The 22,341-nt window shown below is 55.1% G+C and carries 20 protein-coding genes; 10 read left to right on the top strand and 10 right to left on the bottom strand.

Features of this window, described 5'->3' with window-relative positions:
* On the bottom strand, positions 1–516 hold the full coding sequence (locus tag ACIP6T_RS04000) for an ATP-binding protein (RefSeq protein ID WP_097094175.1): 516 nt from the start codon (positions 514–516) through the stop codon (positions 1–3).
* Between the two features lie 106 nt (positions 517–622).
* Here ACIP6T_RS04000 and ACIP6T_RS03995 point away from each other — a divergent pair, with 106 nt between their 5' ends.
* The 4 genes from ACIP6T_RS03995 (at position 623) to dcuR (ending at position 4,257) form a co-directional block, all read left to right on the top strand.
* Positions 623–1,177, top strand: coding sequence for a flavin reductase family protein (locus ACIP6T_RS03995; protein ID WP_400455479.1), 555 nt, complete (start codon positions 623–625; stop codon positions 1,175–1,177).
* Positions 1,178–1,241: 64 nt separating this feature from the next.
* Positions 1,242–1,778, top strand: a complete 537-nt coding sequence (gene msrA, locus ACIP6T_RS03990; RefSeq protein ID WP_097094177.1) for a peptide-methionine (S)-S-oxide reductase MsrA — start codon at positions 1,242–1,244, stop codon at positions 1,776–1,778.
* Positions 1,779–1,909: 131 nt separating this feature from the next.
* Positions 1,910–3,541, top strand: a complete 1,632-nt coding sequence (locus tag ACIP6T_RS03985) for a sensor histidine kinase (RefSeq protein WP_400455477.1) — start codon at positions 1,910–1,912, stop codon at positions 3,539–3,541.
* Positions 3,538–4,257 (top strand): two-component system response regulator DcuR, encoded by a 720-nt coding sequence (gene dcuR, locus ACIP6T_RS03980; protein WP_097094179.1) that lies wholly within the window; start codon positions 3,538–3,540, stop codon positions 4,255–4,257. The genes ACIP6T_RS03985 and dcuR overlap by 4 nt, the downstream gene beginning before the upstream one ends.
* Here dcuR and ACIP6T_RS03975 read toward each other — a convergent pair.
* The 3 genes from ACIP6T_RS03975 to ACIP6T_RS03965 form a co-directional block, all read right to left on the bottom strand.
* Positions 4,251–5,210, bottom strand: coding sequence for an FAD:protein FMN transferase (locus ACIP6T_RS03975; RefSeq protein WP_345826852.1), 960 nt, complete (start codon positions 5,208–5,210; stop codon positions 4,251–4,253). The two genes, dcuR and ACIP6T_RS03975, sit on opposite strands and share 7 nt — an antisense overlap.
* Before the next feature lie 51 nt (positions 5,211–5,261).
* Entirely contained in the window at positions 5,262–8,042 is a 2,781-nt protein-coding gene (locus ACIP6T_RS03970) for a flavocytochrome c (RefSeq protein ID WP_097094181.1), read from the bottom strand.
* 177 nt (positions 8,043–8,219) lie between these two features.
* Entirely contained in the window at positions 8,220–8,381 is a 162-nt protein-coding gene (locus ACIP6T_RS03965) for a hypothetical protein (protein ID WP_400455474.1), read from the bottom strand.
* 267 nt (positions 8,382–8,648) lie between these two features.
* Here ACIP6T_RS03965 and ACIP6T_RS03960 point away from each other — a divergent pair, with 267 nt between their 5' ends.
* Both ACIP6T_RS03960 and fumA read left to right on the top strand, forming a co-directional pair.
* Positions 8,649–10,160 (top strand): anion permease, encoded by a 1,512-nt coding sequence (locus tag ACIP6T_RS03960; protein ID WP_097094182.1) that lies wholly within the window; start codon positions 8,649–8,651, stop codon positions 10,158–10,160.
* Between the two features lie 163 nt (positions 10,161–10,323).
* Entirely contained in the window at positions 10,324–11,967 is a 1,644-nt protein-coding gene (fumA, locus tag ACIP6T_RS03955) for a class I fumarate hydratase FumA (protein WP_097094183.1), read from the top strand.
* 75 nt (positions 11,968–12,042) lie between these two features.
* Here the strand turns inward: fumA and ACIP6T_RS03950 are convergent, their stop codons facing one another.
* Both ACIP6T_RS03950 and ACIP6T_RS03945 read right to left on the bottom strand, forming a co-directional pair.
* On the bottom strand, positions 12,043–12,207 hold the full coding sequence (locus ACIP6T_RS03950) for a hypothetical protein (protein WP_400455472.1): 165 nt from the start codon (positions 12,205–12,207) through the stop codon (positions 12,043–12,045).
* A 170-nt stretch (positions 12,208–12,377) separates the two neighbouring features.
* Positions 12,378–13,898 carry an aldehyde dehydrogenase family protein gene (locus ACIP6T_RS03945; RefSeq protein ID WP_400455469.1) on the bottom strand — a complete coding sequence of 507 codons (1,521 nt, stop codon included), beginning with the start codon at positions 13,896–13,898 and terminating at the stop codon, positions 12,378–12,380.
* Between the two features lie 308 nt (positions 13,899–14,206).
* Here ACIP6T_RS03945 and ACIP6T_RS03940 point away from each other — a divergent pair, with 308 nt between their 5' ends.
* Positions 14,207–14,770 carry a class I SAM-dependent methyltransferase gene (locus tag ACIP6T_RS03940; protein WP_097094185.1) on the top strand — a complete coding sequence of 188 codons (564 nt, stop codon included), beginning with the start codon at positions 14,207–14,209 and terminating at the stop codon, positions 14,768–14,770.
* Here ACIP6T_RS03940 and ACIP6T_RS03935 read toward each other — a convergent pair.
* On the bottom strand, positions 14,758–15,483 hold the full coding sequence (locus ACIP6T_RS03935; protein ID WP_400455466.1) for a glutamine amidotransferase: 726 nt from the start codon (positions 15,481–15,483) through the stop codon (positions 14,758–14,760). The genes ACIP6T_RS03940 and ACIP6T_RS03935 overlap by 13 nt on opposite strands.
* A gap of 189 nt (positions 15,484–15,672) precedes the next feature.
* Between ACIP6T_RS03935 and ACIP6T_RS03930 the strand changes: the two genes are divergently transcribed.
* The gene (locus ACIP6T_RS03930; protein WP_400455464.1) at positions 15,673–16,557 is read left to right on the top strand and encodes a DMT family transporter; all 885 of its coding nucleotides are present in this window, start codon (positions 15,673–15,675) and stop codon (positions 16,555–16,557) included.
* Between the two features lie 47 nt (positions 16,558–16,604).
* Entirely contained in the window at positions 16,605–17,966 is a 1,362-nt protein-coding gene (locus ACIP6T_RS03925; RefSeq protein ID WP_400455461.1) for a CoA transferase, read from the top strand.
* Between the two features lie 3 nt (positions 17,967–17,969).
* Here the strand turns inward: ACIP6T_RS03925 and ACIP6T_RS03920 are convergent, their stop codons facing one another.
* Genes ACIP6T_RS03920 through ghrA form a run of 3 tightly spaced genes read right to left on the bottom strand, consistent with a single transcriptional unit; the run spans position 17,970 to position 20,258 of the window.
* Positions 17,970–18,530 carry a molecular chaperone gene (locus ACIP6T_RS03920; RefSeq protein ID WP_345826856.1) on the bottom strand — a complete coding sequence of 187 codons (561 nt, stop codon included), beginning with the start codon at positions 18,528–18,530 and terminating at the stop codon, positions 17,970–17,972.
* 27 nt (positions 18,531–18,557) lie between these two features.
* Positions 18,558–19,295, bottom strand: coding sequence for a phosphatase (locus tag ACIP6T_RS03915; protein WP_097094190.1), 738 nt, complete (start codon positions 19,293–19,295; stop codon positions 18,558–18,560).
* Between the two features lie 24 nt (positions 19,296–19,319).
* The gene (gene ghrA / locus ACIP6T_RS03910) at positions 19,320–20,258 is read right to left on the bottom strand and encodes a glyoxylate/hydroxypyruvate reductase GhrA (RefSeq protein ID WP_345826857.1); all 939 of its coding nucleotides are present in this window, start codon (positions 20,256–20,258) and stop codon (positions 19,320–19,322) included.
* Positions 20,259–20,465: 207 nt separating this feature from the next.
* Here ghrA and treA point away from each other — a divergent pair, with 207 nt between their 5' ends.
* A complete protein-coding gene (gene treA / locus ACIP6T_RS03905; protein WP_400455457.1) occupies positions 20,466–22,145 on the top strand; it encodes an alpha,alpha-trehalase TreA in 1,680 nt (559 codons plus the stop codon).
* The last annotated feature ends 196 nt before the right edge of the window (positions 22,146–22,341 follow it).

Raw genomic sequence — 22,341 nt, 5'->3', positions numbered from 1 at the left:
TTACCTGCTTAATTCGCTATGCGTTACCACGTTAAAGCCCTCTTCACTCTGGGGCGCAACGAAGTAGCTGCTGATCAGCGCAAACTGCGCATCGGTTGCGGCGAAGTCATGCTGCCCGCTGGCGTTGCGCGCATGCAGGCGTGTTTTACACACATCATCGGGCACATCAAGATAATGGAGCTGATGCTCTGCCCCGGCGCTGTGGATCACCGCCTTCATCCACTGCCGTTGATTGACAGTATTGGCTGGAAAATCCAGCACGACCGAAACGCCACGCTGCAACAAGGCGATCAGGTGCGGCGTCATCGCGTTACGCAACTTACCCGCACAACGCAAATAATCAGCCACATCATGCATCTCTTCGGCAAACAGATGGGCCAACCACGCATCCTCGCTGACGATCACCGCACCCGTGTGCTGCGCCAGCTGATGGGCCAACGTTGATTTCCCGGCAGCAATTTTGCCACAGAGCAGATGTAAGGTCGGGCGGGATGTCGATGCGCACACAGATTCCATAAAACAGCTCCAGATAAGATGACGCATTAACATGCCGCGAAATTGCCGCCCAGTAAAGGCTGGCAGCTACACTTAGAACATCGCTACCTACAACAGGAGAAGCCCGATGCATAAAATCGACTTTCCGGTCAGCAAAGCGCGTAAATATCTGGAGCCGGGTCCGGTGGTGTTAGTGAGTTCTCAGTATGAGGATCGACGCGACATCATGACGCTCGGCTGGCACACCATTCTGGAATTTTCGCCGTCGCTGGTTGGCTGCATGATCGCTGGCGGCAACCACAGCCATGACCTGATCCGCCAGAGCGGCCAGTGCGTGATCAACGTCCCATCGGCGGATCTGGTCGACAACGTGGTGGCGATTGGTAATAGCCACGGCGATCGCCTTGATAAGTTTGATGCCTTTAAACTGACGCCTGAACCGGCAAGCGTGGTCAATGTCCCGTTAATTAATGAGTGTTTTGCCAGCTTTGAGTGTCAGCTGTATGACGATTCGATGGTGAATAATTACAACTTCTTCATTTTCGAGATCGTTAAAGCGCATGTCACCGACACGCCAGAGTTTCCGCCCACGTTGCACTACACGGGCGAAGGCCGCTTTAGCGTGATGAGCAAATTACTGCTCGATAAGCGCGATGACTTTAAGCCAGAAATGTTAATTTAACTGCTTGAATTGCTATAGGCTTGACCCCACTTTGATGCTTTCGCCCTGACAGGAGTAAAAAACAATGGCAACCGAATATGCGGTGATCGCCGGTGGCTGTTTCTGGTGTACCGAAGCAGTTTTTAAAGATGTGATTGGCGTGGAGTCAGTCGAGAGCGGTTATACCGGCGGCGCACGTCCGAATCCGACTTATGAGCAAGTGTGCAGCGGCGCTACGGGCCACGCGGAGGCGATTCGCATTGGTTTCGATCCGGCGCAGGTGAGCTATGGCGATCTGCTGGATATCAGCTTTGCTACCCACGATCCAACCCAGCTGAACCGCCAGGGTAACGATATTGGCACGCAATACCGTTCGGCGATTTTCCCCGCCAACCCCGAGCAGGAAGCCGAAGCGATTGCCGCCATTGCGCGCGCGCAGGAAGGCCTGAGCGATCCGGTGGTGACCACCATCGAGCCGCTGAAAGAGTGGTATGCGGCGGAAGGATATCATCAGGATTATTGGGAAGGCGCCGGGCAGCGCAACGGTTACTGCATGGCGGTGATCCCACCGAAATTGCAGAAGCTGCGTAAGAGCTTTGCTAATCGCGTTAAATCGAGTTAATTCCGAACCCCAGGTGCGCGTATATGCGCACCCTACACAATCAAACCCGGCACGATCCCATGGATGAGAGTACGCGACCTCCCCTCTATTATCCGTCATACTAAGCGCCCTCTTCTCTACCGAGAGCGATCATGTCTTCTTCACAGCAAGGAATCGCGGCGCGTAAGCAGCCGATGAAGCTTAATACGCTGGTTACCCTGATGCTCAGCGCGGTCATTGTGCTGGTGCTGCTCAGCGTGCACATGTTTTATTTTTTCCAGATTGGCGCCTCAACCCGCGCGCAGCTGGAAGATAAAGCCATGGCGGTGGCGCGCACCCTGGCGGATTCGCCCGAAATACAGCGCGCTTTAGCCTATCCGCCCAATGGTACGCGCATCCAACCGATTGCCAAAGCCGTTGAGGAGAGCAATAACCTGTTGTTCATCACGGTGACCAATATGGACGGCATCCGCTATTCGCATCGCAACCCTGAACTGATTGGTAAACACTTCATCGGTGAAGATATTGAGCCGGCACTGCACGGCCATGAGAACGTCTCGGTGAATCAAGGTTCACTGGCGAAAGCGCTACGCGTCTTCACCCCGGTTTTCAATGCGCAGCATCAGCAGATTGGCGTGGTGGCGATTGGCATCTCGCTGGATGCCGTCACCGTGCAGATCAACCAGAGCCGCTGGAGTATCCTGTGGACCATTTTTATTGGTACGCTGGCGGGCGCTATCGGTACCTTTGTCTTAGTACGCGTGCTGAAACGCATTCTGTTTGGTCTTGAACCCTACGAAATTTCGACGCTGTTCGAACAGCGCCAGGCGATTCTCAACTCGCTGAAAGAAGGCGTGGTGGCAATGGACGACCAGGCGCAGGTGACGCTGGTGAATCAGGCGGCACGTTCACTGCTTAACGATCCGATGGCCAGCGGCATGATGAGCGGCGACCGTATTTATGATGCTTCGGTGATCAACGATCATCTGCAGCATGTGTTGCACAACGGGAGAGCGCGCCGTGATGAAGAGCTTAATGTGAATGGGCGCGTATTACTGAGCAATACCGTACCGGTGCGAAATCAGGGGCGGATTATCGGCGCCGTGTGTACCTTCAGGGATAAAACAGAAATCAGTCAGCTAATGCAGCGCCTGACGGGCATGGTAAACTACGTTGACGCGTTGCGTGAACGTTCGCACGAGTTTATGAATAAGCTGCATGTGATTTTAGGCCTGCTGCACATGAAAAATTACGCGCAGGTAGAAACCTATATTCTCAAGACCGCCAACAATTATCAGACCGAAATTGGCTTCCTGCTCGATAAAATTAAGTCGCCGGTGATTGCGGGTTTTCTGTTGAGTAAAATTAATCGCGCGTCAGATTGTGGCCATCGCCTCACGATTAGCGATGCCAGTTTCTTGCCTGACAGCGGCAATGAGCAACAAATGGCGGCCCTGATCACCGTGATCGGCAATCTGATTGAGAACGCCCTTGATGCGCTCAGCGAGCAGGTTGAGGGTGAGATCCACGTCATGCTGCATTATCAGAATGGCTGGCTGACGTGTGAAGTGAGTGACGACGGTCCCGGTATTGAAGCTGAACGCCTGAATACCATTTTTGAAAAAGGCTTCTCTACCAAAGGTGAAAATCGCGGCGTCGGGCTGTTTTTGCTGAAGCAGCAAACGGAAAACCTCGGCGGCAGCGTGAGCGTAGAGTCAGAAGCCGGGGTCTTTACCCAATTTTTAGTCCAACTTCCCTGGGATGGAGGAAACCAATCCGCATGATCAATGTGCTAGTGGTCGACGATGACGCCATGGTCGCCGAGCTGAATCGCGCTTATATCGGCCAAATACAGGGCTTTAACTGCTGCGGCACCGCCTCAACGCTGAAGCAGGCCAAAGAGATCCTGTTTAACAGTGATACCGAGGTCGATCTGGTGCTGCTGGATATCTATATGCAGCAGGAAAATGGTCTCGATCTGTTGCCGGAATTGCGCACGGCGCAGAGCGCAGTCGAAGTGATCATCATTTCGTCCGCCGCGGATGCGGAGAATATCAAAACTTCGCTGCATTACGGCGTGGTGGATTATCTGATCAAACCATTCCAGTTCCCGCGCTTTGAAGAGGCACTGACCGGTTGGCGACAGAAGAAATCGCTGATGGACAATCAGCATTACTATCAGCAGTCCGATGTTGATTTGCTGATTCACGGCAGCCCGGCAACGCAGCACGACAATAAGCGCCTGCCAAAAGGCTTAACGCCGCAGACGCTGCGCACGCTGTGTCAGTGGATTGATGCCCATCCAGGTCACGAATTCTCAACCGATGAGCTGGCGGCGGAAGTGAATATTTCGCGCGTGTCCTGTCGTAAATATCTGATTTGGCTGGCGCAGATTAATATTCTGTTTACCAGCATTCACTATGGCGCGACCGGTCGACCGGTATATCGCTATCGCCTGCAGCCGGAGTACCATTCGCTGCTGCAGCAATATTGTCAGTAACGCAGCTGCCAGGCGAAATCGCGCTGCTGGAACTGGAAGTGGCGCGGCGAGGAGCAGATAATCTGCCGATCGCGCGTGACAAATACCGCATCGATGTCGGGCTGGTCAGCGAGATACGCCAGCCCTTGCTCTACGCCCATGCCGTACAACAGCGTGGTGTAGATATCACCATCAATTGAGCGATCGGAAATCACCGTCACGCTCAGCAATTCGTTATCGAGCGGATAACCGGTTTGCGGGTCAAAAATATGGTGCCAGCAGCGCCCATCCAACTCAAAATAGCGCTCATAAATCCCCGACGTCACCACCGATTTTCCCTGCACCTGCAGCACGCCTAACAGTTCATCGTCGCGGCCAAACGGTTTTTTCAGGCCGATGCCCCAACCTTGCGGCTCATGCGGCGGCGAGCCCAGCGTTTGTACGTTGCCGCCCAGATTGATTAGCGCCTGCTGCACGCCCTGTTGGCGCAGAAATGCCTGCACGCGATCGGCGATATAGCCTTTGGCGATGGCACCCAGATCGATCTCCATGCCCGGCTGCTGCAGAAATACCGAGCAATCGGCGGAATTAAGCACCACCTGATGCGGATCGGTCAGTTTCAATAGAGCAGCAATCTCGTTTGCCGGCGGCACCGCGCGCCCCTGAAATCCAATTTTCCAGCGCTTCACCACCGGCCCGATAGTGAAATTAAACGCGCTTTCCGGCAGCAAACTCACGGCGTGTGCCACGCTGATTAAGGCAAATACCGGCTCGCTCACCACCACCGGATGATGACCAGCCGCCTGATTGATCGACATCACTTCAGATTCAGCGCGATTAACGGTGAAGAGATTTTCTTGCTGTTTAATGAGTTGAAAAACCTGGCGGGCTAACGTGGGATTGTCATCGAAGAGTTTAAGCAGAATGGGCGAACCCATGAGCACGGCAGAGTAAGAAAAGACGCCAGCGGTCATTGCATGCCTCTAAAGAAAATGATGCCCGCACGAGGCGGGCATCTTTACAGCTTAGTGTCCTAGCGCCAGTTTAGCGGCATTGTGACCAGCTTTGATACCAAAGATGATGATATCTGCCACCGCGTTACCGCCGATGCGGTTTGCACCGTGGATGCCGCCGACCACTTCACCTGCCGCCCACGCACCTGGAATCACCGCTTTCTGTGCATCCAGCACCGCAGTATCGGTGTTGATGGTGACGCCGCCCATGGTGTGGTGCACGCCCGGTGCGATACGAATCGCAAAGTACGGACCTTTATTCAGCGGATGACGCAGCGCCGTTTTACGGCCAAAGTCTTCGTCATCCTGCTTCGCCACGAACTCATTGTAACGACCCAGCGTAGTTTGCAGCGCTTCCTGATCCATGTTGAGTTTCACCGCCAGCTCGTGCGGCGTGGGTGCGCTGATCACGAAACCTTTGGCGATATATTCATCCGCCGCTTTGTTATTGGCGCGTACCTGCTCATCAAACACGATCCATGCGCTCTTCTCTGGCAGCGCAATGATCTCAGCAGAGACTTTGTCACGGGTTTCCATTTCGTTATAGAAACGCTTGCCCGCCTGACTCACCAGAATCGCCCCGCCGCCGCGCATCGCTTCGGAAATCAGGTACGAGGTGGTTTGCTCAACCGTTGGGTGAATCTGGATTTCGCCCATATCGACGGTATCCGCACCAATGTGCTGCAGCATGGCGATGCCACTACCGGTTGCGCCTTTATGGTTCGTGGTGACGAAACCATCCAGCTCAGGGCGATATTTCACCACCATTTCGCGGTTAGCACTGAAGCCGCCGGTCGCCACAATCACGCTTTTCGCGTTGATGATGCGGCTATCGTTATACTCATCCACTACTTTCACGCCGGTGACCGCACCGTTTTCCATCAAAATTTCGGCGACCGATGTTTCCAACAGCACTTCGATATTGCGCTGATTAACGTTCTTCACCAGGCCGCTGATCAGGAAACCACCCACCGCTGAGCGATCTTCCGGACGGTGCGTACGATCGATGCTCATACCGCCGGTGATGGTGATGTCGCACAGTTCAATCTGTTTCGCCGCCAGCCACTCAATCGCTTCGGGCGCTTGCTCAACAAACTCGCGCAGCAGCACCGGATTGTTTTTGAATTTGCCGCCTTTCAGCGTCTCTTCGTAGAACAACTCTTTGCTGTCTTCAATGCCTTTCAGCTTCTGATAACGGGTTTCTGCCGCGTTCATGCCGACCGACGCTTTGATGGTGTTACCGCCGATGGTGGGCATCTTCTCGATGATCACGACGCGTGCGCCATCGTCATGCGCCTGAATCGCCGCCGCCAAACCGGCACCACCGGTTCCGACTACCACCACATCGTAATTGACCGGCGCGTTCGGGTTGCCACCCTCTTCAATCACATACTCTTTGCTCGAGGTGGTCATGGCGCGGGATACCGCTTTCTTCAGCGCTTCACTCTGCGTGGTGGCGCCGGTAATGGCATCAACGTGTGGACTGTTCGCCACCAGAATGCGTTCACGCAGGCTTTCAAAGGTGCTGGTGAAATCGACGTCGAGGCTCGGGTCCGGCACCAGCGAGATATCGGTGATACGGTCGGTGTCGAGCGTGACGTTGATTTTCAGCTTCAGCGCTTCGGCTTCAACTTTCGCCTGATAAACGCCGGCTTTGTATTTACGACCGGTATCGCTGACGTCGCGGATCATGGCATCCACCAGCGAGAAGCGCCACAGCGGTTCTGGGATGGTGAGCGCTTCGCGCTTGGTGCTGTCGATGTACAGCTCCATGTGCTCATTCTTCATGACGCGGTCGGTCCAGTCTGGATAGGCAATGCAGGCTTTACCTACCGCGACCAGATCAAAGCCATGCTCCAGCGCATTCTCCGCGTCTTCTTTATTCACCACGCCGCCAACGCCAATCACCGGCACTTTTGCCAGGTTAGGTGAGCGCTGTGCCAGATATTTGGTGATTAACGGGGTCGGATCTTGCGTGTCGACAATAGACGGACGCAGCAGCTGGCCGACAGAGAAGTGCACATAGTCCAGACCACGTTCCGCCAGTTTCTCCAGCAGATAAAGCGTGTCATCCCAGCGGATGCCAGGGACTTCCAGCTCTTCCGGTGAGAAGCGATAACCAATAATGAAATCCGCCGCGGCGAAGCGGTCAGCCATTTTGTGGGTAATCTCTAGCACTTCCATTGGGAAGCGGGCGCGGTTATCGCGGCTGCCGCCCCATTTGTCGTCGCGCTGGTTGGAATTAGGCGAATAGAACTGCTGAATCAAATAGGTGTTGGCACCATGGATTTCGACACCGTCGAAGCCGGCTTTAATGGCACGGTTCACCGCATCACCAAACTTGGTGATCATCACGTCGACTTCTTCTGCGGTCAATGCCTGCGGCTTGGTTGCACCCTCACGTGGCGCCGCAATGGCACTTGGCGCAACCGGCGTTTTACCGCCAATCAGCGCAGGTTCCACCATACGGCCGCCATGATAAATCTGCAGAATCGCTTTTGAACCCTGCGATTTGATGGCATGCGCAATTTTTGCCAGACCGGGGATTTTGTTATCGCTATCGATACCGAGCGCGCCGGGGAACGCCGGACCACGGTTATCGACAAAACAGCATTCAACAATGACGGTACCGATGCTGCCGGCACGTACGCGGTAATATTCGACAAGGTCACTGGTAACACCGCCGTCAAAGTAACCGGTACAGGTGGTCATCGGTGCCATAACCAGGCGGTTTTTAAGCACTGCACCTTTCGGTAACGTAAGCGGATTAAGAATCGGGGTGAGCGTATTCATGATGAGCAACTCCAAAATTAAGAAACTTTGTATTCAATTCTTTGGCGGTTCGGAGATTTTATAATTATTTAAGTGGTCCGATTTCATGGTGTAAATATACCATTTTATTTAGTTACATAACCTTATTCGTTAGTTATATAAGTTTTACCTTTGGAAATAATATTTGATGCTCATGTCTCAAAGCTTCGCTTCGCTAAGTTTTAACCAATACTTGACAAAAATCAACTTTTTCCTTACATTTAAAACAAATCCAGCCTTATCATAAAGATAAAATGCCTCCTCCCGCTCTTTTTTGCTTGATTTTTGGCGTTTCGTTAACACCGCACGGTTATTTTTCACCTAATGGTTCGTTTATTAATGCACGCATGCTTAAAGCAAAAAACCCACTAATAAATTTTATTGATCTGGATCAAAATAGATATTTTAATTAATCGCATCATAGCCACATTCAATTGATAATTCGCGTATCAAATTTTCCTGAAAGCGATTTATTTAAAAGCCAGTTTTAAATGTCACGGCTAATCTGTTAAAAGAGTTTTGTAACTAAAAAAATCGGATTGATTCGGGGCGTACAAACGCATTCTCCATAACTTGCAGACCAAAACTATGAACACACAAACAACCCAGAGTGAATCCCTACAAGCGCCGCCTGCGGCGCCGGGGAAAAAGAACCGCCTGATCATGTTGTGCCTGCCAATTATTGTGGCCGTGCTGTTGCTGCTGGTTCCCACCCCTGCGGGACTGGAACCTTATGCGTGGCACTTCTTCGCTATTTTTGTCGGCGTGATTGTCGGGCTGATCTTCGAGCCATTGCCGGGCGCCGTTATCGGCTTAACCGGCGTGGTGGTGATTGCGCTGTTCAGCCAATGGGTGCTGTTTAGCCCGGCGGAACTGGCCGATCCCAAGTTCAAAACGGCGGCGCAGTCGTTCAAATGGGCAGTAAGTGGCTTCGGCAACTCTACGGTCTGGCTGATCTTCGGTGCCTTTATGTTCGCCGCGGGCTACGATAAGACCCAGTTCGGCCGCCGTCTGGCGCTGATTCTGGTGAAATATCTCGGCCGTCGCAGCCTGACGCTCGGTTATGCCATTACCTTCGCCGATCTGCTGCTGGCGCCGTTTACGCCTTCAAACACGGCGCGCAGTGGCGGTACTATCTACCCCATTATCGCTAACCTGCCGCCGCTGTACGGTTCAAAACCGAACGATCCGAGCGCGCGTAAAATTGGTTCTTATCTGATGTGGGTAGCGATCACCGCCGCCTGTATCACCAGTTCCATGTTCCTCTCAGCACTGGCTCCTAACCTGCTGGCGCTGGCGCTGGTGAAAAGCGTGGTCGGTTTCGATATATCCTGGGGCATGTGGTTCCTCGCCTTCCTGCCGCTGGGCGTGCTGCTGATTCTCACCATGCCGCTGCTGGCTTACTGGCTCTATCCGCCAGAAGTGAAAGTCAATGATGAAGTGCCACGCTGGGCCACCGCTGAGCTGGCTAAACTGGGCAAACTGAAACGCAATGAAATCCTGCTGCTGGGCTTTGTTGTTGCCGCACTGATGATGTGGATCTTCGCTACCGCGTGGATTGAGCCAGCCATGGCCGCGCTGTTAGTTATTGTGCTGATGCTGTGGACTGGTGTTCTGAACTGGAATGACATCACCAGCAATAAAGCGGCGTGGAACACCTTCGCCTGGTTCGCCACGCTGGTTGCGCTGGCTGATGGTTTAGCCCGCGTTGGCTTCATCGCCTGGCTGGGTAAAGAGGGTGCCATGTTACTGCAGGGCTATGACCCACAAGTTTCTGCTGTGGTCCTGCTGGTTGCCTTCTACCTGTTGCACTACCTGTTTGCCAGCACCACGGCGCACACCACCGCACTGCTGCCTGCCATGCTGACCATTGCAGCATCAATCCCAGGCATCAACATGCCGGTATTCTGTCTGATGATGTGTGTTTCTTTAGGTGTGATGGGCATTATTACGCCATACGGCACCGGCCCAAGCCCGATTTACTACGGCAGCGGCTATCTGCCAACTAAAGATTACTGGCGTCTTGGTACCATCTTCGGTGCGTTATTCCTGGTTCTGCTGATGGTTGTCGCCTATCCATGGATGGTGATGATGTTCTGATGATGTTGCTTCGGTGTTAAAACGGAGCCGCGCATTACCGTGAAAATGTTATGATACTCGCCAGTCAGCCCCTGCGGAGGGCTGGCGAGAGAAAACCAAATAACAGATCGCCTAATTTGTCGCCCGTCATGCTGGCGGGCAACACGAAGCTAAGTGAGCCAACATGTCGAACAAACCCTTCTATTATCAAGATCCCTTTCCTCTCGCCAAAGATGATACCGAATACTATCTGCTGAGCCGCGATTACGTCTCCGTGGCCAACTTCGATGGTGAAGAAGTGCTGAAAGTGGATCCCAAAGCGCTGACGCTGCTGGCAAAGCAGGCATTTCACGATGCTTCCTTCATGCTGCGCGCCTCGCATCAGGCACAAGTGGCATCGATCCTCGCCGATGACGAAGCCAGCAAAAACGATAAATACGTTGCCCTGCAGTTCCTGCGCAACTCTGAGATTGCCGCGAAAGGCGTACTGCCAACCTGCCAGGATACCGGCACCGCGATCATCATGGGTAAAAAAGGCCAGCGCGTCTGGACCGGCGGTGGCGATGAAGCCGCGCTGTCGCAAGGCGTCTACAACACCTTTATCGAAGATAACCTGCGCTATTCCCAGAACGCCGCGCTGGATATGTATAAAGAGGTGAATACCGGCACCAACCTGCCGGCACAGATCGACCTCTACAGCGTCGACGGCGACGAATACAAATTCCTGTGCATCGCTAAGGGTGGCGGTTCCGCTAACAAAACCTATCTGTATCAGGAAACTAAAGCGTTGATTACCCCTGCGAAGCTGAAGAACTACCTGGTCGATAAAATGATGTCGCTGGGTACTGCAGCCTGTCCGCCATACCACATTGCCTTCGTTATTGGCGGTACCTCAGCGGAAAGCACGCTGAAAACCGTTAAGCTGGCATCAACGCACTACTACGATTCACTGCCGACCGAAGGTAATGAGCATGGTCAGGCTTTCCGCGACGTACAGCTGGAAGAAGAGCTGCTGAAAGCATCGCAGGAACTTGGCCTGGGCGCGCAGTTTGGTGGTAAATACTTCGCGCACGATATCCGCGTGGTACGTCTGCCGCGTCACGGCGCCTCCTGCCCGGTTGGCATGGGCGTCTCCTGCTCCGCAGACCGTAATATCAAAGCCAAAATCAACCGCGAAGGTATCTGGATTGAGAAGATGGAAGACAATCCTGGCCGCTACATCCCGGAAGAACTGCGCCAGCAGGGCGAAGGTGAAGTGGTTCATGTTGACCTGAACCAGCCAATGAGCGAGATCCTGAAGCTACTGTCGGCCTATCCTGTCTCAACCCGTCTGTCACTGAATGGTACCATCATCGTGGCGCGCGATATCGCGCACGCCAAGCTGAAGGAGCGTATTGATAACGGCGAAGGTTTGCCGCAGTACATCAAGGATCATCCGGTTTACTACGCGGGTCCGGCTAAGACGCCAGAAGGCTATGCTTCCGGTTCACTCGGCCCAACGACTGCGGGTCGTATGGATTCCTACGTTGATTTGCTGCAGGCCAACGGCGGCAGCATGGTGATGCTGGCCAAAGGCAACCGCAGCAAACAGGTTACCGATGCGTGTCACAAACACGGCGGTTTCTACCTTGGCAGCATCGGTGGCCCGGCAGCCGTGCTGGCGCAGCAGAGTATTAAGAGTCTGGAATGCGTGGAGTATGCCGAACTGGGCATGGAAGCGATCTGGAAGATTGAAGTGGAAAACTTCCCGGCGTTCATTCTGGTGGATGACAAAGGTAACGACTTCTTCCAGCAGATTCACAATAACTGCGCGGCCTGCGTGAAGTAACCCTTTACCTGCCTCAAACTAAAATCCGCGGCTCAATGGCTGCGGATTTTTTCGTTTCTCATCATCTACGTGGGTCTACACACCACAAATTTGCACGTCTAACAGCATATCCACATCGTCGTCATTCTGACCAATCACGTAAATTGCCTGACGCCCTGGCAAATTCACGGTAATGATGTTTTGTTCCTCGGCATCCAGCACTTCATCGTGCAGTTCCGCAAAGTCATACAGCGTATTCATCTTTTCTCCTTAAAAGCAGTGCATCACTTTACTCGTTCTGAGTCATTACTATCGGCAAGACCTGGCTTAATTTCATGAGGAAAAATCTGTATTCGTGATTCAGGCACTGTGACACGCCTAAATGACGCTGTGATGACGGCGGCAGCGGTTCGCCCCGCTGCCGCCGTCGATTAGAAGAAGCCCAGCGGTTGGGTGCTGTAACTCACCAGCAGATTTTTGGTCTGCTGATAATGATCGAGCATCATTTTGTGGGTTTCACGGCCAATTCCCGATTTCTTATAGCCACCAAACGCCGCGTGCGCTGGATAGAGGTGATAACAGTTGGTCCACACACGTCCAGCTTTAATCGCGCGTCCCATACGATAGGCGCGATTAATATCCCGCGTCCACACGCCTGCACCCAGGCCGTAAATCGAGTCGTTGGCGATGGCGAGCGCTTCCGCTTCATCTTTGAAGGTGAGCACGCCAACCACCGGCCCAAAGATCTCTTCCTGGAACACGCGCATGCTGTTATCGCCTTTCAGCAAGGTCGGTTGGATGTAGTAGCCGCTGGCAAACTCCTCGCCGATTTTCTCCACCCCGCCACCGTGCAGCACTTGCGCGCCCTCTTGCTGCGCAATTTCCAGATAGGAGAGGATCTTGTCGAACTGCTGCTGCGACGCTTGCGCCCCAATCATGGTTTCGGTATCCAGCGGATCGCCACGTTTGATGGTTTTGATGCGTTTCATTACCGCCGCCATAAACGGCTCGAAGATCGACTCCTGCACCAGCGCGCGTGATGGGCAAGTACACACTTCGCCCTGATTGAGAAAGCCGAGTACCACGCCTTCTGCCGCCTTCTCGATAAAGCTCTCTTCGGCATCCATGATGTCTTCGAAGAAAATGTTTGGCGATTTACCACCCAGCTCGACGGTTGACGGAATCAAACTTTTCGCGGCCAGCTCGAGAATATGACCACCGGTTGCGGTGGAACCGGTAAAGGCGATTTTGGCGATCCCCGGATGCGACGCCAGCGCTTCGCCGGCCTCTTTGCCGTAGCCGTGGACCACGTTAATCACGCCTGGCGGCACCAAATCCTTGATCACCTCCATAAACAGCGTAATCGACAGTGGCGTTTGTTCGGCGGGTTTTAGCACCACACAGTTGCCTGCGCCGAGCGCCGGAGCCAGTTTCCACGCGGCCATCAGCAGCGGGAAGTTCCACGGGATAATTTGGCCCACCACGCCGAGCGGTTCGTGAAAGTGATAGGCGGCGGTGAATTCATCAATCTCTGCGGCGGTGCCTTCCTGTGCCCGCACGCAACCGGCGAAATAGCGGAAGTGATCGACCGCCAGCGGAAGGTCGGCCGCCAGCGTTTCGCGCACTGGTTTACCGTTATCCCAGGTTTCATTGACCGCGATGTATTCCAGATTCTCTTCAAGGCGATCGGCAATTTTGAGCAGCACCAGTGAACGTGCCTGCGGTGCGGTTTTGCCCCATGCATCGGCCGCCGCCTGCGCCGCTGCTACGGCGTTATCGATATCCGCACGATCCGAACGTGGAAACTCGCCAATGGTTGAAGCATTAATCGGTGAGGTGTTGACGAAGTAATTACCGTTCACCGGCGCAACAAATTCGCCGTTGATAAAGTTGCCATAACGCGATTGCAAAGTAATGAGAGAACCTTGTTCTCCTGGAGCAGCGTAACGCATGGTATTCCTCCTTGCGGGACTGAGTGGCTATTAACAACTGTGAAACTTGTTATTAACATTGAGCGATCAATGCCAGCCTGTCAGATCGCAGAGCCGGAAACTGTGACCTCACCGTGGGAATCCGGCGCAATAGAGGGTGCGATGCGCGATAAACAACGCGCTTAACCGATCGGCATTACGTTATTTATTGCGCGCTTTTGCGCAACAGGCGCCAGATAATTCCGAGTTTTCCCGGTGATGCTGCAAAAAACGAAACATAGGCGAAATATGCGGTCAATATGAAGCAGGATACTAACCAGGAGAAACAGATGTTGGCTTCAGCCCTGACGTTAATGCGCGCCAAAGCGAACTTTGTTCAGCAATTTATCCGCAACCCGCGCAAAATGGGCAGCATCACGCCCTCTTCCGCCGCGCTGTGCCGCACCATGTGTGATGCGGTGAATTGGGATCACAGTTTGCGTATCGCTGAACTCGGCGCCGGTGACGGCGTACTGACACGCCATTTGCTGGCCCGCATGTCGCCGCAAGCCCAGCTGGATGTGTTCGAGATTAGCCCGGAGCTGGTTAAAAGCCTGCGCGGTTTACCGGACCCGCGCATGCAGGTGCGCGCCTGTTCTGCGGAGTATCTTTCCGGCGAATATGATGTGATTTTTTCTGGTTTGCCGCTGCTGTCATTGCCGCCGGCAACGCGCGATAACATTTTGAATGCGGTGCATGATGCGCTGGGTCCACGCGGCGTATTTGTGCAGTTTCAATACACCTCGTTTACCCAGCCTAATTTGTCACGCTACTTTACCTGGGAGCGCCAACGCGTGCTGAAGAACATGCCACCCGCATGGGTTTACCGCTGCACGCGGCATTACGCACCTTGAGCCTGCTCGCGCGGCTGCGGCCGCGTTTGCTGCCAGAAGCTGCGCAACAGTTCACGTGACCAATCTTCGCCCGTTAATGGCGTGCCGTCATCGCTGATGCCAGCCGGTAAACAGGCAGTCATGATGCTGCGGGTAAACTCGGGATGAAATTGTACCGACAGCGCCTGCGGTGAATAACGCAAAATCTGGCAGCCATCGAGCGCCGAACTCGCCAGCACCTGCGCATGGGGCGGCGGCGTTAATACCGATTGGCGATGTGACAGCCACGCCTGGAATTCACCCGGCAAAGGGGCCAGCCACGGATCGCTTTTTGCCCATTCACTACGCGTGAGCGGTTTGAGCCCACGCTCCCAACCATTCGGATTATCGCCCACTTTGCCTCCCAGCGCATATGCCATCAGCTGATGGCCGTAGCAGACGCCAAGCAGCGGCAATTCGGCTTCGAGCGCGCCCCGGATCCATGCGGCAGTACGTTCGCTCCAGTCGGCGTGATCGGTCACCATCGCCCAGGAACCGCTAAGAATCGCACCGCTGACGCGGTCAAACGCCGGAAAATCATCGCCAAGATGCGGACGCACAATCACATAGTCATCGGGCTGCAGTTGCAGCGCGTCGATAAACCACTGAGGTTGTTCACCAATTTGCGCCACAACCTGCTGCGGCGGAACGTCGAGTTGAATCAGGGCAAGGGGTAAAGCGCGGGTCTGTGTCATGCCGAATACGTTCCTCATAATGGTCGTGTTTCGGACATCCACTTTGCCAGTAAATCAGCGACATGTCTTATTTTTTCCTGCATAAGCGCATGCGCGAAAGAAAAAATTTTGCCGCCTGTGCCCGAAGTCATCACCTTCATGCCATCATTAGGCGGAGCTTATTTTGATTAATCCGTGAAGGAAGACATTGTGGCAGTGCGGCATTTTTTTATGGTTCTGATGGTGGTTTCCATCTGGGCCTTCAACAACGTGGCGGTAAAGTGGGGATTACTGGAACTTCCGCCGCTGTTTCTTACCTGGATGCGCTTTGTGGTGGTGGCGATTGTGCTGATCCCCTTCTGCCGCATCACCCGCCAGCAACTCCCCTGGCTGCTGACGCTGGCGTTCACCTTCGGCTTTATGCACTTCTCGCTGCTGTTTGTTGGCATGCGCTACACCGATGCCGGCACCGGAGCCATCGTGGTGCAACTCGGTACGCCGATTGCCATGCTGCTGGCGATGGTAATATTGAAAGAGAAACTGCGGCTGGTGCAGTTGATAGGTATCGCCATTTCGTTAAGCGGCGTGGCGGTGCTCTCGGGCAGTCCAACCATTCCTGCCTGGTGGGTGTTATGTATCTTACTGTGCAGCGCCTTTGGCTGGGCAATCAGCAATATGATTGTAAAAAAATCGCCGCCGATCAAACCTCTGACGCTCACCGGTTGGATCTCCTTCCTCGCCGTGCCCATCGTTGGCGCGGCTTCCTGGCTCACTGAATCACAGCAGTTTTATGCGCTGAGCCACGCGGGCTGGCGCGGCTGGTTTGGCATTCTTTACAGCGCTATCGCCTCGTCTATTGTGGCCTATACGCTGTGGTACGCCTTACTGAAGAAATATAACGTCAACCTGATCATGCCCTACTCGCTGCTGACGCCGGTGCTGGCGGTGCTGATGGGCGTGCTGGTGCTCGGCGATAGCATGAACAGCTTTAAAATTCTCGGCGCTTCGCTGGTGATTTTAGGTACGGCAATTGCGGTGATTAACCTGCGCAACCTGCGCATGCACGCGCGGTTTCCGCGTTTACGCCGTCGTTAAATTCGCTCTGCTATGCTTGAGTTTCGCGCGTTATCCGGAGACTCAACATGGATTATCAACGTGCTGCCGCGCTGTGGCAGCAAATGTGGCAGGGATTGCGTGGCGCGGACCCGCTTCCCACGCTCACTTTTCTCCAACCCGATACCTTCGCCTCTGCCTTCGCCGTTAGCGAACTGGCGGCCACCAGTATTGGCCTCGCCAGCCAGGCGCTGAGCGATTTACTTGGCCAATCCCGGCCGGTGAGCGTCAATGTACGCCTCGCTTCACGCTGGTTTCAACACAGCGTTGTCCCCTTGAATCGTCCACCTGCCGCGCTTTGGGATGAATTTGCCGGTGATTATGCCAGCGCCGACGGGTGGATCCGCCTGCATACCAACGCCGCGCATCATCGGGCGGCAATGGAGCAGGTGCTTGGCCAACAGGCCAACCGAGCCGCTTTGGCACATGCCGTGGCGCGCTGGCCCGCCGCCGCGCTGGAACAGGCGGTGATTGAGGCAGGCGGCTGCGCCGCGCAGATGCGCAGCGAAGCGCAATGGCTGCAGCACCCGCAAGGCAGCGCGGTGCAACAGGAAGCGCTGATCGCCCAGCAGGCCAGCGACGCAGCGCCAACGCCAGATTGGCCATTATCCCCCGCGCGGCCGCTGCTCGGCGTACGCGTGCTGGACCTCACGCGGATCATTGCCGGCCCGGTGGCGACACGTTTTCTTGCCAGCCTTGGCGCAACGGTGCTGCGCATCGATCCCCCGAACTGGCAGGAGCCGACGCTGGAAGAAGATATCACCTACGGCAAACGCTGCGCGCGTCTCGATCTCAAATCCCGCGCGGGCCGCGAACAGCTGTGCCAGCTATTGCAGCACAGCGATGTACTGGTACACGGTTACCGCGCTGATGCGTTGGAAAAATTGGGGCTGGATGCGGATGCCCGACGCCAGCTGGCGCCAGGGCTGGTGGATGTCAGCCTGAATGCGTGGGGATGGAGCGGCCCGTGGCGCAACCGGCGCGGATTCGATAGCCTGGTGCAGATGGGCTGCGGTATTGCCGAGCAAGGCATGCGCTGGAGCGGCAGCGGCAAGCCGACACCGCTGCCGGTGCAAGCGCTCGATCACGCAACCGGCTATCTGATGGCGGCGGCGGTGCTGGAAGGTTTACGTCAGCGTCTCACGCAAGGGGTGGGCTGGCAGGCACGTTTGTCACTGGCCCGCACCGCGCGTCTGTTGCAGCAGCACGGCGCCGCACCGGGAAATCGGCAAAACGGTATTCATGCACAGCACGATGACGCACTTAGCACCATTGAGATTAATCAGTGGGGGATTGCAGAGAGATTGCGTGCCGCGGCATATCTGCCCGGCACGCCAATGATCTGCGCTACGCCAGGCGTGAAGCTCGGCAGCAGCGCAGCAAGCTGGTGATACTCAGGCGTCGTCGCCCTGCTCTTCGTTCAGCTCGTCGTACATCGCCTGAATCGCTTCCCGGCTGAGCGCCGCCAGCGTGCGATAAAATGCCGTGGTAGCGTGAGCTTCCACTTTGCCAAGGAAGGCGCCGCACCACGGCAGCAGATACTCGTCGAACAGCGCCAGCTGCGCAGCGGATTCATCCTCTGCCGACTGATCTTCCAGCCACGATGCCGCCAGCAGCAGCACGCCGAAATGATCGGCCGGTGCGTCGCTCAGCGGCATGCCGCGTGCGCTAAGAAATGCGCGCACGTCCGCTTCAGCGACACCGTTCGGCCACTGTGACGCATACGGCGGAACGCTGCACTCGCCGCCAACAAACAGCGCGTTGTAGTCAGCAGCCAGCGCCTGCGGATCGCTATTCTGCTGCAAACGCGACAACAGTTCGTCCTGCTCTAGCGGCCACTGCTGTTGCAGTTTGCCTTCACGCAGCAGAGTGAACAGCGGCACCAACAGCGGATCCTGAGGTTGACGATTAAACAGCGAACCGATGACGCGGCAGAGAATGGAAAACTCATTCATGCAACAGAATTCCTTGAGGCAAAAAAGTTAAAAATCAGCAAATTCAGCAATGTGTTTGCCGGTGCGCTGTTCGAGGAAATCGAGCAGGCGACGCGGCGTGACATTTAACACGCGATCTTCAGGAAAATCCACTTCGCGGGTGATGCGAAGGCAGTGTTCGAAATGTCCGAGCGTGAATGCCGTATGCGAATCAGAACCAAACGCCAGACGACCACCCGCATCGCGCACCGCTTCCGCAATGGCGCGGCAGTTCGGTTCGCTGCCCGGACGCGAATGGGTGAACGAGGAGTTATTGATCTCCAGCGCCACATCGTAATGCGCCGCAGCTTCAGCAATTGCGCGGATATCCACTGGGAACTTCGGGTTGCCGGGATGCGAAATAATATGCACCTGCCCGCCCGCCATCGCCGCAATCATCGCTTCGGTGTGATGCGCTTTATCGCGCGGCGCATACACCGGTTCATGGAAGCCCGCCACGATCAAATCCAGCGCGTCCAGCATCGGGCCGCTGCAATCAATTTCGCCCTGCTGATTTTTAATGTTGGCTTCAATACCGCGCAACACGCCGACGCCATCAATCACGCGTGGCCAGATACGCATGTTGACAAAGTGCCAATAATGCGGCGCATCGGCCATATCCGGACCGTGATCGGTAATCGCAAACAGCTTCAAGCCGTTTTGTTTCGCCTGAGCGACATAATCATGCAGCGTGCTGTAAGCATGGGTACTGGCGACGGTATGCATATGTAAATCAACGGGATACATCTTCATCTCCTGACTCAATGTGAATTAATAACCGCGTCGGCGATCGACCAAACCGCTCGGCTGTTGGCCTTGCTGCACAGCAAGTATGGCAGCCGCAATGTAATCCATCGCCTCACCCGGTAAAGTAATGGCCGCAGTATGTGGCGTAATTGTGACATGCGGATGAGACCATAACGGATGATCCTGCGGCAGCGGCTCGGTCTGGAACACATCCAGCGCTGCGGCGGCAAGCTTGCCGCTGTTCAACGCGGCCAGCAAATCGGCTTCTACCACATGGGCACCGCGCGCCAGATTAAGGAAACAGGCACCGTGCGGCAACACGCGCAGCAATTGGCTATCGATTAAGTTCGTGGTCTCCGGTGTGGTGGGCAGCAGATCGATCAGCACCTGGGTGCCATCGAGGAAAGCATTCAGCCGATCGCGCCCGTGGAAACTCTGCACGCCGTCAATCTGTTTGGCGGAGCGGCTCCAGCAGCGCAACGGGAATCCCCACTGACGCAGGCTTTCCAACACGCTGCGGCCAAGGACACCCGCGCCCAACACGCCAATGGTGAAGTTTTCGCGATCGATAGCGTCAAGCTCCTGCCACTGCGCCCGCTGTTGCTGCTGACGGTATTCAGCGAAACGGCGGAACCACCCCAACACGCACCAGTTGGCATACTCCTGCATCTGACGCGCCATGCCGGTGTCTTCCAGGCGGAACAGCGGCACGTCATCAGCTAGCATCTGGGGGTTGTCGCGCAGCTGTTTGAGGATTTCGTCTACTCCTGCCCCCATCGCAAACACGCCTTTTAGCTCACGCCCCGCCAGCATCTCAACGGGCGGGGAACGTACCACCGCGTAATCGGCCGGCGCATTGTCGCCCGGCTGCCACTGGCGCACGCGCGCTTCGGGTAAACGTTGCTGCAAACCGTCCAACCAGCTTTGCGGCGCCAGCGACGGGTGATACCAGATAATCTCCATACTGCTCTCCTTTTTTTGCCTTCAGCCTCAGGCAAATAGCGATACAGGGCAAGCAAAAACCGTCGCCTCACGCAATTTCTCGCGTGATTAATTCAGGATGCTTCACATTTCCACCGCTATGCGAGGCTAAGCGGCGCGATAACGACTAAAGTTGTTCGGGTGGTCAATGCGTTAGCACGCCACCTTTTCGGACAAGGAGAAAAACCGATGATAAAAAATGCCGTATTTACGCCCGCGCGTCTGACTTTTTTATTGAGTGCCGCGCTGCTGGCGGGTGCCAGTGCCGCACACGCCGATGACCAAAGCCGCATGCTAAGCAACCAACCGCAGCCACCGGATGTGCGCCTGGGACCGTTGTTCAATGCGGTTCAGCAGGCTAAATTTTACCCTGATCAGAAAACCTTCGCCGACGCGGTACCGAAATCGAATCCTTCTTCGATTCTGGCCGACTGGCAGATGCAAAAAGGCCAGCGCAATTTTGATCTCAAGCATTTTGTCGATAGCAACTTTACGCTGCCACAAGAGCAGGACAAATATGTGCCGCCCGCCGGTCAAAGCCTGCGCGAACACATCAATGGATTGTGGCCGGTGCTGACGCGCACCGCACAGAGCGCCAGCCAGTACGATTCACTGCTGCCGCTGCCGAAACCCTACGTAGTGCCAGGCGGACGTTTCCGCGAGGTTTATTACTGGGATAGCTACTTCACCATGCTGGGCCTGGCCGAGAGCGGCCACTGGGATCGCGTGCAGGATATGGTGGAGAACTTCGCTACCGAGCTCGACAAATATGGTCATATTCCTAACGGCAACCGCAGCTACTATCTCAGCCGCTCGCAGCCACCGTTCTTCAGTTTAATGGTTGACCTGTTAGCGACGCATAACGGTGATGATGTCTATCGCCAATACCTGCCGCAGCTGCAGAAAGAGTACGACTACTGGATGGCGGATAGCGACAAAGTGGCGCCCGGCCAGGCCAGCAAACGTGTTATCAAACTTAGCGATGGCACGCTACTGAACCGTTACTGGGACGATCGTGATGCGCCGCGTACCGAATCCTGGCTGGATGACGTGACGACGGCGAACAAAGCGCCAGAGCGTAATAAGCAGCAGGTGTATCGCGACCTGCGTGCGGGCGCGGCTTCAGGCTGGGATTTCAGTTCGCGCTGGTTTACCGATGCGCATAATCTGGCCTCAATCCGCACCACCCAGCTAGCGCCGGTCGATCTCAACAGCCTGCTGTTCCATCTGGAGCAAACGCTGTCCAAAGCAGCAAAACTGGACAAGCAGGATGACAAAGCCAAAGCGTTTGCGGCGGATGCGGAAAAACGTCAGGCGGCTATCAATCGCTATCTGTGGAACGACAAACAAGGCTGGTATGCCGATTACGACTTCCAGAAAAAGCAGATTCATCCACAGCTGACGGCGGCGACGCTGTTCCCGCTTTACATGCAGGTGGCGAGCGATAAGCAAGCCGAACGCACCGCTTCCGCAGTCGAGAAACAGCTGCTGAAGCCGGGCGGTTTGGTAACGACCACGGTAAATAACGGCCAGCAATGGGATGCGCCAAACGGCTGGGCACCGCTGCAATGGGTTGCGGTGGAAGGTCTCGAGCATTATAAGCAACCGAAGCTGGCACAGCAGATTGGTCAACGCTTCCTGCAAAACGTACAGGCGACGTATGACAAGGAGCATAAGCTGGTTGAGAAGTACGTGGTTGAAGGCGCTCAGTTGGGCGGCGGTGGCGGCGGTGAATATCCGTTGCAGGATGGCTTTGGCTGGACCAACGGCGTGACGCTGAAACTGCTCGACAAATATTGCCCGAAAGACAAAACCTGTAATAGCGCCGGCGATATTCCCAATATGCCGGCGTTGACCAGCGTTAAGTAAGTTATTTCCTCATCGGTTCCCGGTGCGCATCAATGCGCACCCTACAAAAACCACTTCATCCTGTCGTAAGGTCGCCATTCATGGCGACCAAGCTTGCGCTTAATCCACCAACCTCATGCCATAAAAGGCAATCCACTCGCCACTCTGTGCCTTTTTCTCACAACCTTCTTACAACAAATTCACACCTTGAAACACC

It is taken from the genome of Pantoea sp. NPDC088449 (assembly GCF_044753225.1).
Taxonomy (GTDB): Bacteria; Pseudomonadota; Gammaproteobacteria; order Enterobacterales; family Enterobacteriaceae; genus Pantoea; species Pantoea floridensis.
This window is presented reverse-complemented; position numbering and strand designations above follow the sequence as displayed.

What these genes read in the sequence shown, in the direction of transcription:
- ACIP6T_RS03945 (WP_400455469.1), bottom strand. Translation starts at nt 13,898, where the DNA reads ATGCGTTACGCTGCTCCAGGAGAACAAGGTTCTCTCATTACTTTGCAA.
- ACIP6T_RS03915 (WP_097094190.1), bottom strand. Translation starts at nt 19,295, where the DNA reads ATGTATCCCGTTGATTTACATATGCATACCGTCGCCAGTACCCATGCT.
- ACIP6T_RS03950 (WP_400455472.1), bottom strand. Translation starts at nt 12,207, where the DNA reads ATGAATACGCTGTATGACTTTGCGGAACTGCACGATGAAGTGCTGGAT.
- msrA (WP_097094177.1), top strand. Translation starts at nt 1,242, where the DNA reads ATGGCAACCGAATATGCGGTGATCGCCGGTGGCTGTTTCTGGTGTACC.
- ghrA (WP_345826857.1), bottom strand. Translation starts at nt 20,258, where the DNA reads ATGGAGATTATCTGGTATCACCCGTCGCTGGCGCCGCAAAGCTGGTTG.
- ACIP6T_RS03940 (WP_097094185.1), top strand. Translation starts at nt 14,207, where the DNA reads ATGTTGGCTTCAGCCCTGACGTTAATGCGCGCCAAAGCGAACTTTGTT.
- ACIP6T_RS03995 (WP_400455479.1), top strand. Translation starts at nt 623, where the DNA reads ATGCATAAAATCGACTTTCCGGTCAGCAAAGCGCGTAAATATCTGGAG.
- ACIP6T_RS03935 (WP_400455466.1), bottom strand. Translation starts at nt 15,483, where the DNA reads ATGACACAGACCCGCGCTTTACCCCTTGCCCTGATTCAACTCGACGTT.
- ACIP6T_RS03925 (WP_400455461.1), top strand. Translation starts at nt 16,605, where the DNA reads ATGGATTATCAACGTGCTGCCGCGCTGTGGCAGCAAATGTGGCAGGGA.
- ACIP6T_RS03920 (WP_345826856.1), bottom strand. Translation starts at nt 18,530, where the DNA reads ATGAATGAGTTTTCCATTCTCTGCCGCGTCATCGGTTCGCTGTTTAAT.
- ACIP6T_RS03985 (WP_400455477.1), top strand. Translation starts at nt 1,910, where the DNA reads ATGTCTTCTTCACAGCAAGGAATCGCGGCGCGTAAGCAGCCGATGAAG.
- fumA (WP_097094183.1), top strand. Translation starts at nt 10,324, where the DNA reads ATGTCGAACAAACCCTTCTATTATCAAGATCCCTTTCCTCTCGCCAAA.
- ACIP6T_RS03975 (WP_345826852.1), bottom strand. Translation starts at nt 5,210, where the DNA reads ATGACCGCTGGCGTCTTTTCTTACTCTGCCGTGCTCATGGGTTCGCCC.
- ACIP6T_RS04000 (WP_097094175.1), bottom strand. Translation starts at nt 516, where the DNA reads ATGGAATCTGTGTGCGCATCGACATCCCGCCCGACCTTACATCTGCTC.
- treA (WP_400455457.1), top strand. Translation starts at nt 20,466, where the DNA reads ATGATAAAAAATGCCGTATTTACGCCCGCGCGTCTGACTTTTTTATTG.
- dcuR (WP_097094179.1), top strand. Translation starts at nt 3,538, where the DNA reads ATGATCAATGTGCTAGTGGTCGACGATGACGCCATGGTCGCCGAGCTG.
- ACIP6T_RS03960 (WP_097094182.1), top strand. Translation starts at nt 8,649, where the DNA reads ATGAACACACAAACAACCCAGAGTGAATCCCTACAAGCGCCGCCTGCG.
- ACIP6T_RS03970 (WP_097094181.1), bottom strand. Translation starts at nt 8,042, where the DNA reads ATGAATACGCTCACCCCGATTCTTAATCCGCTTACGTTACCGAAAGGT.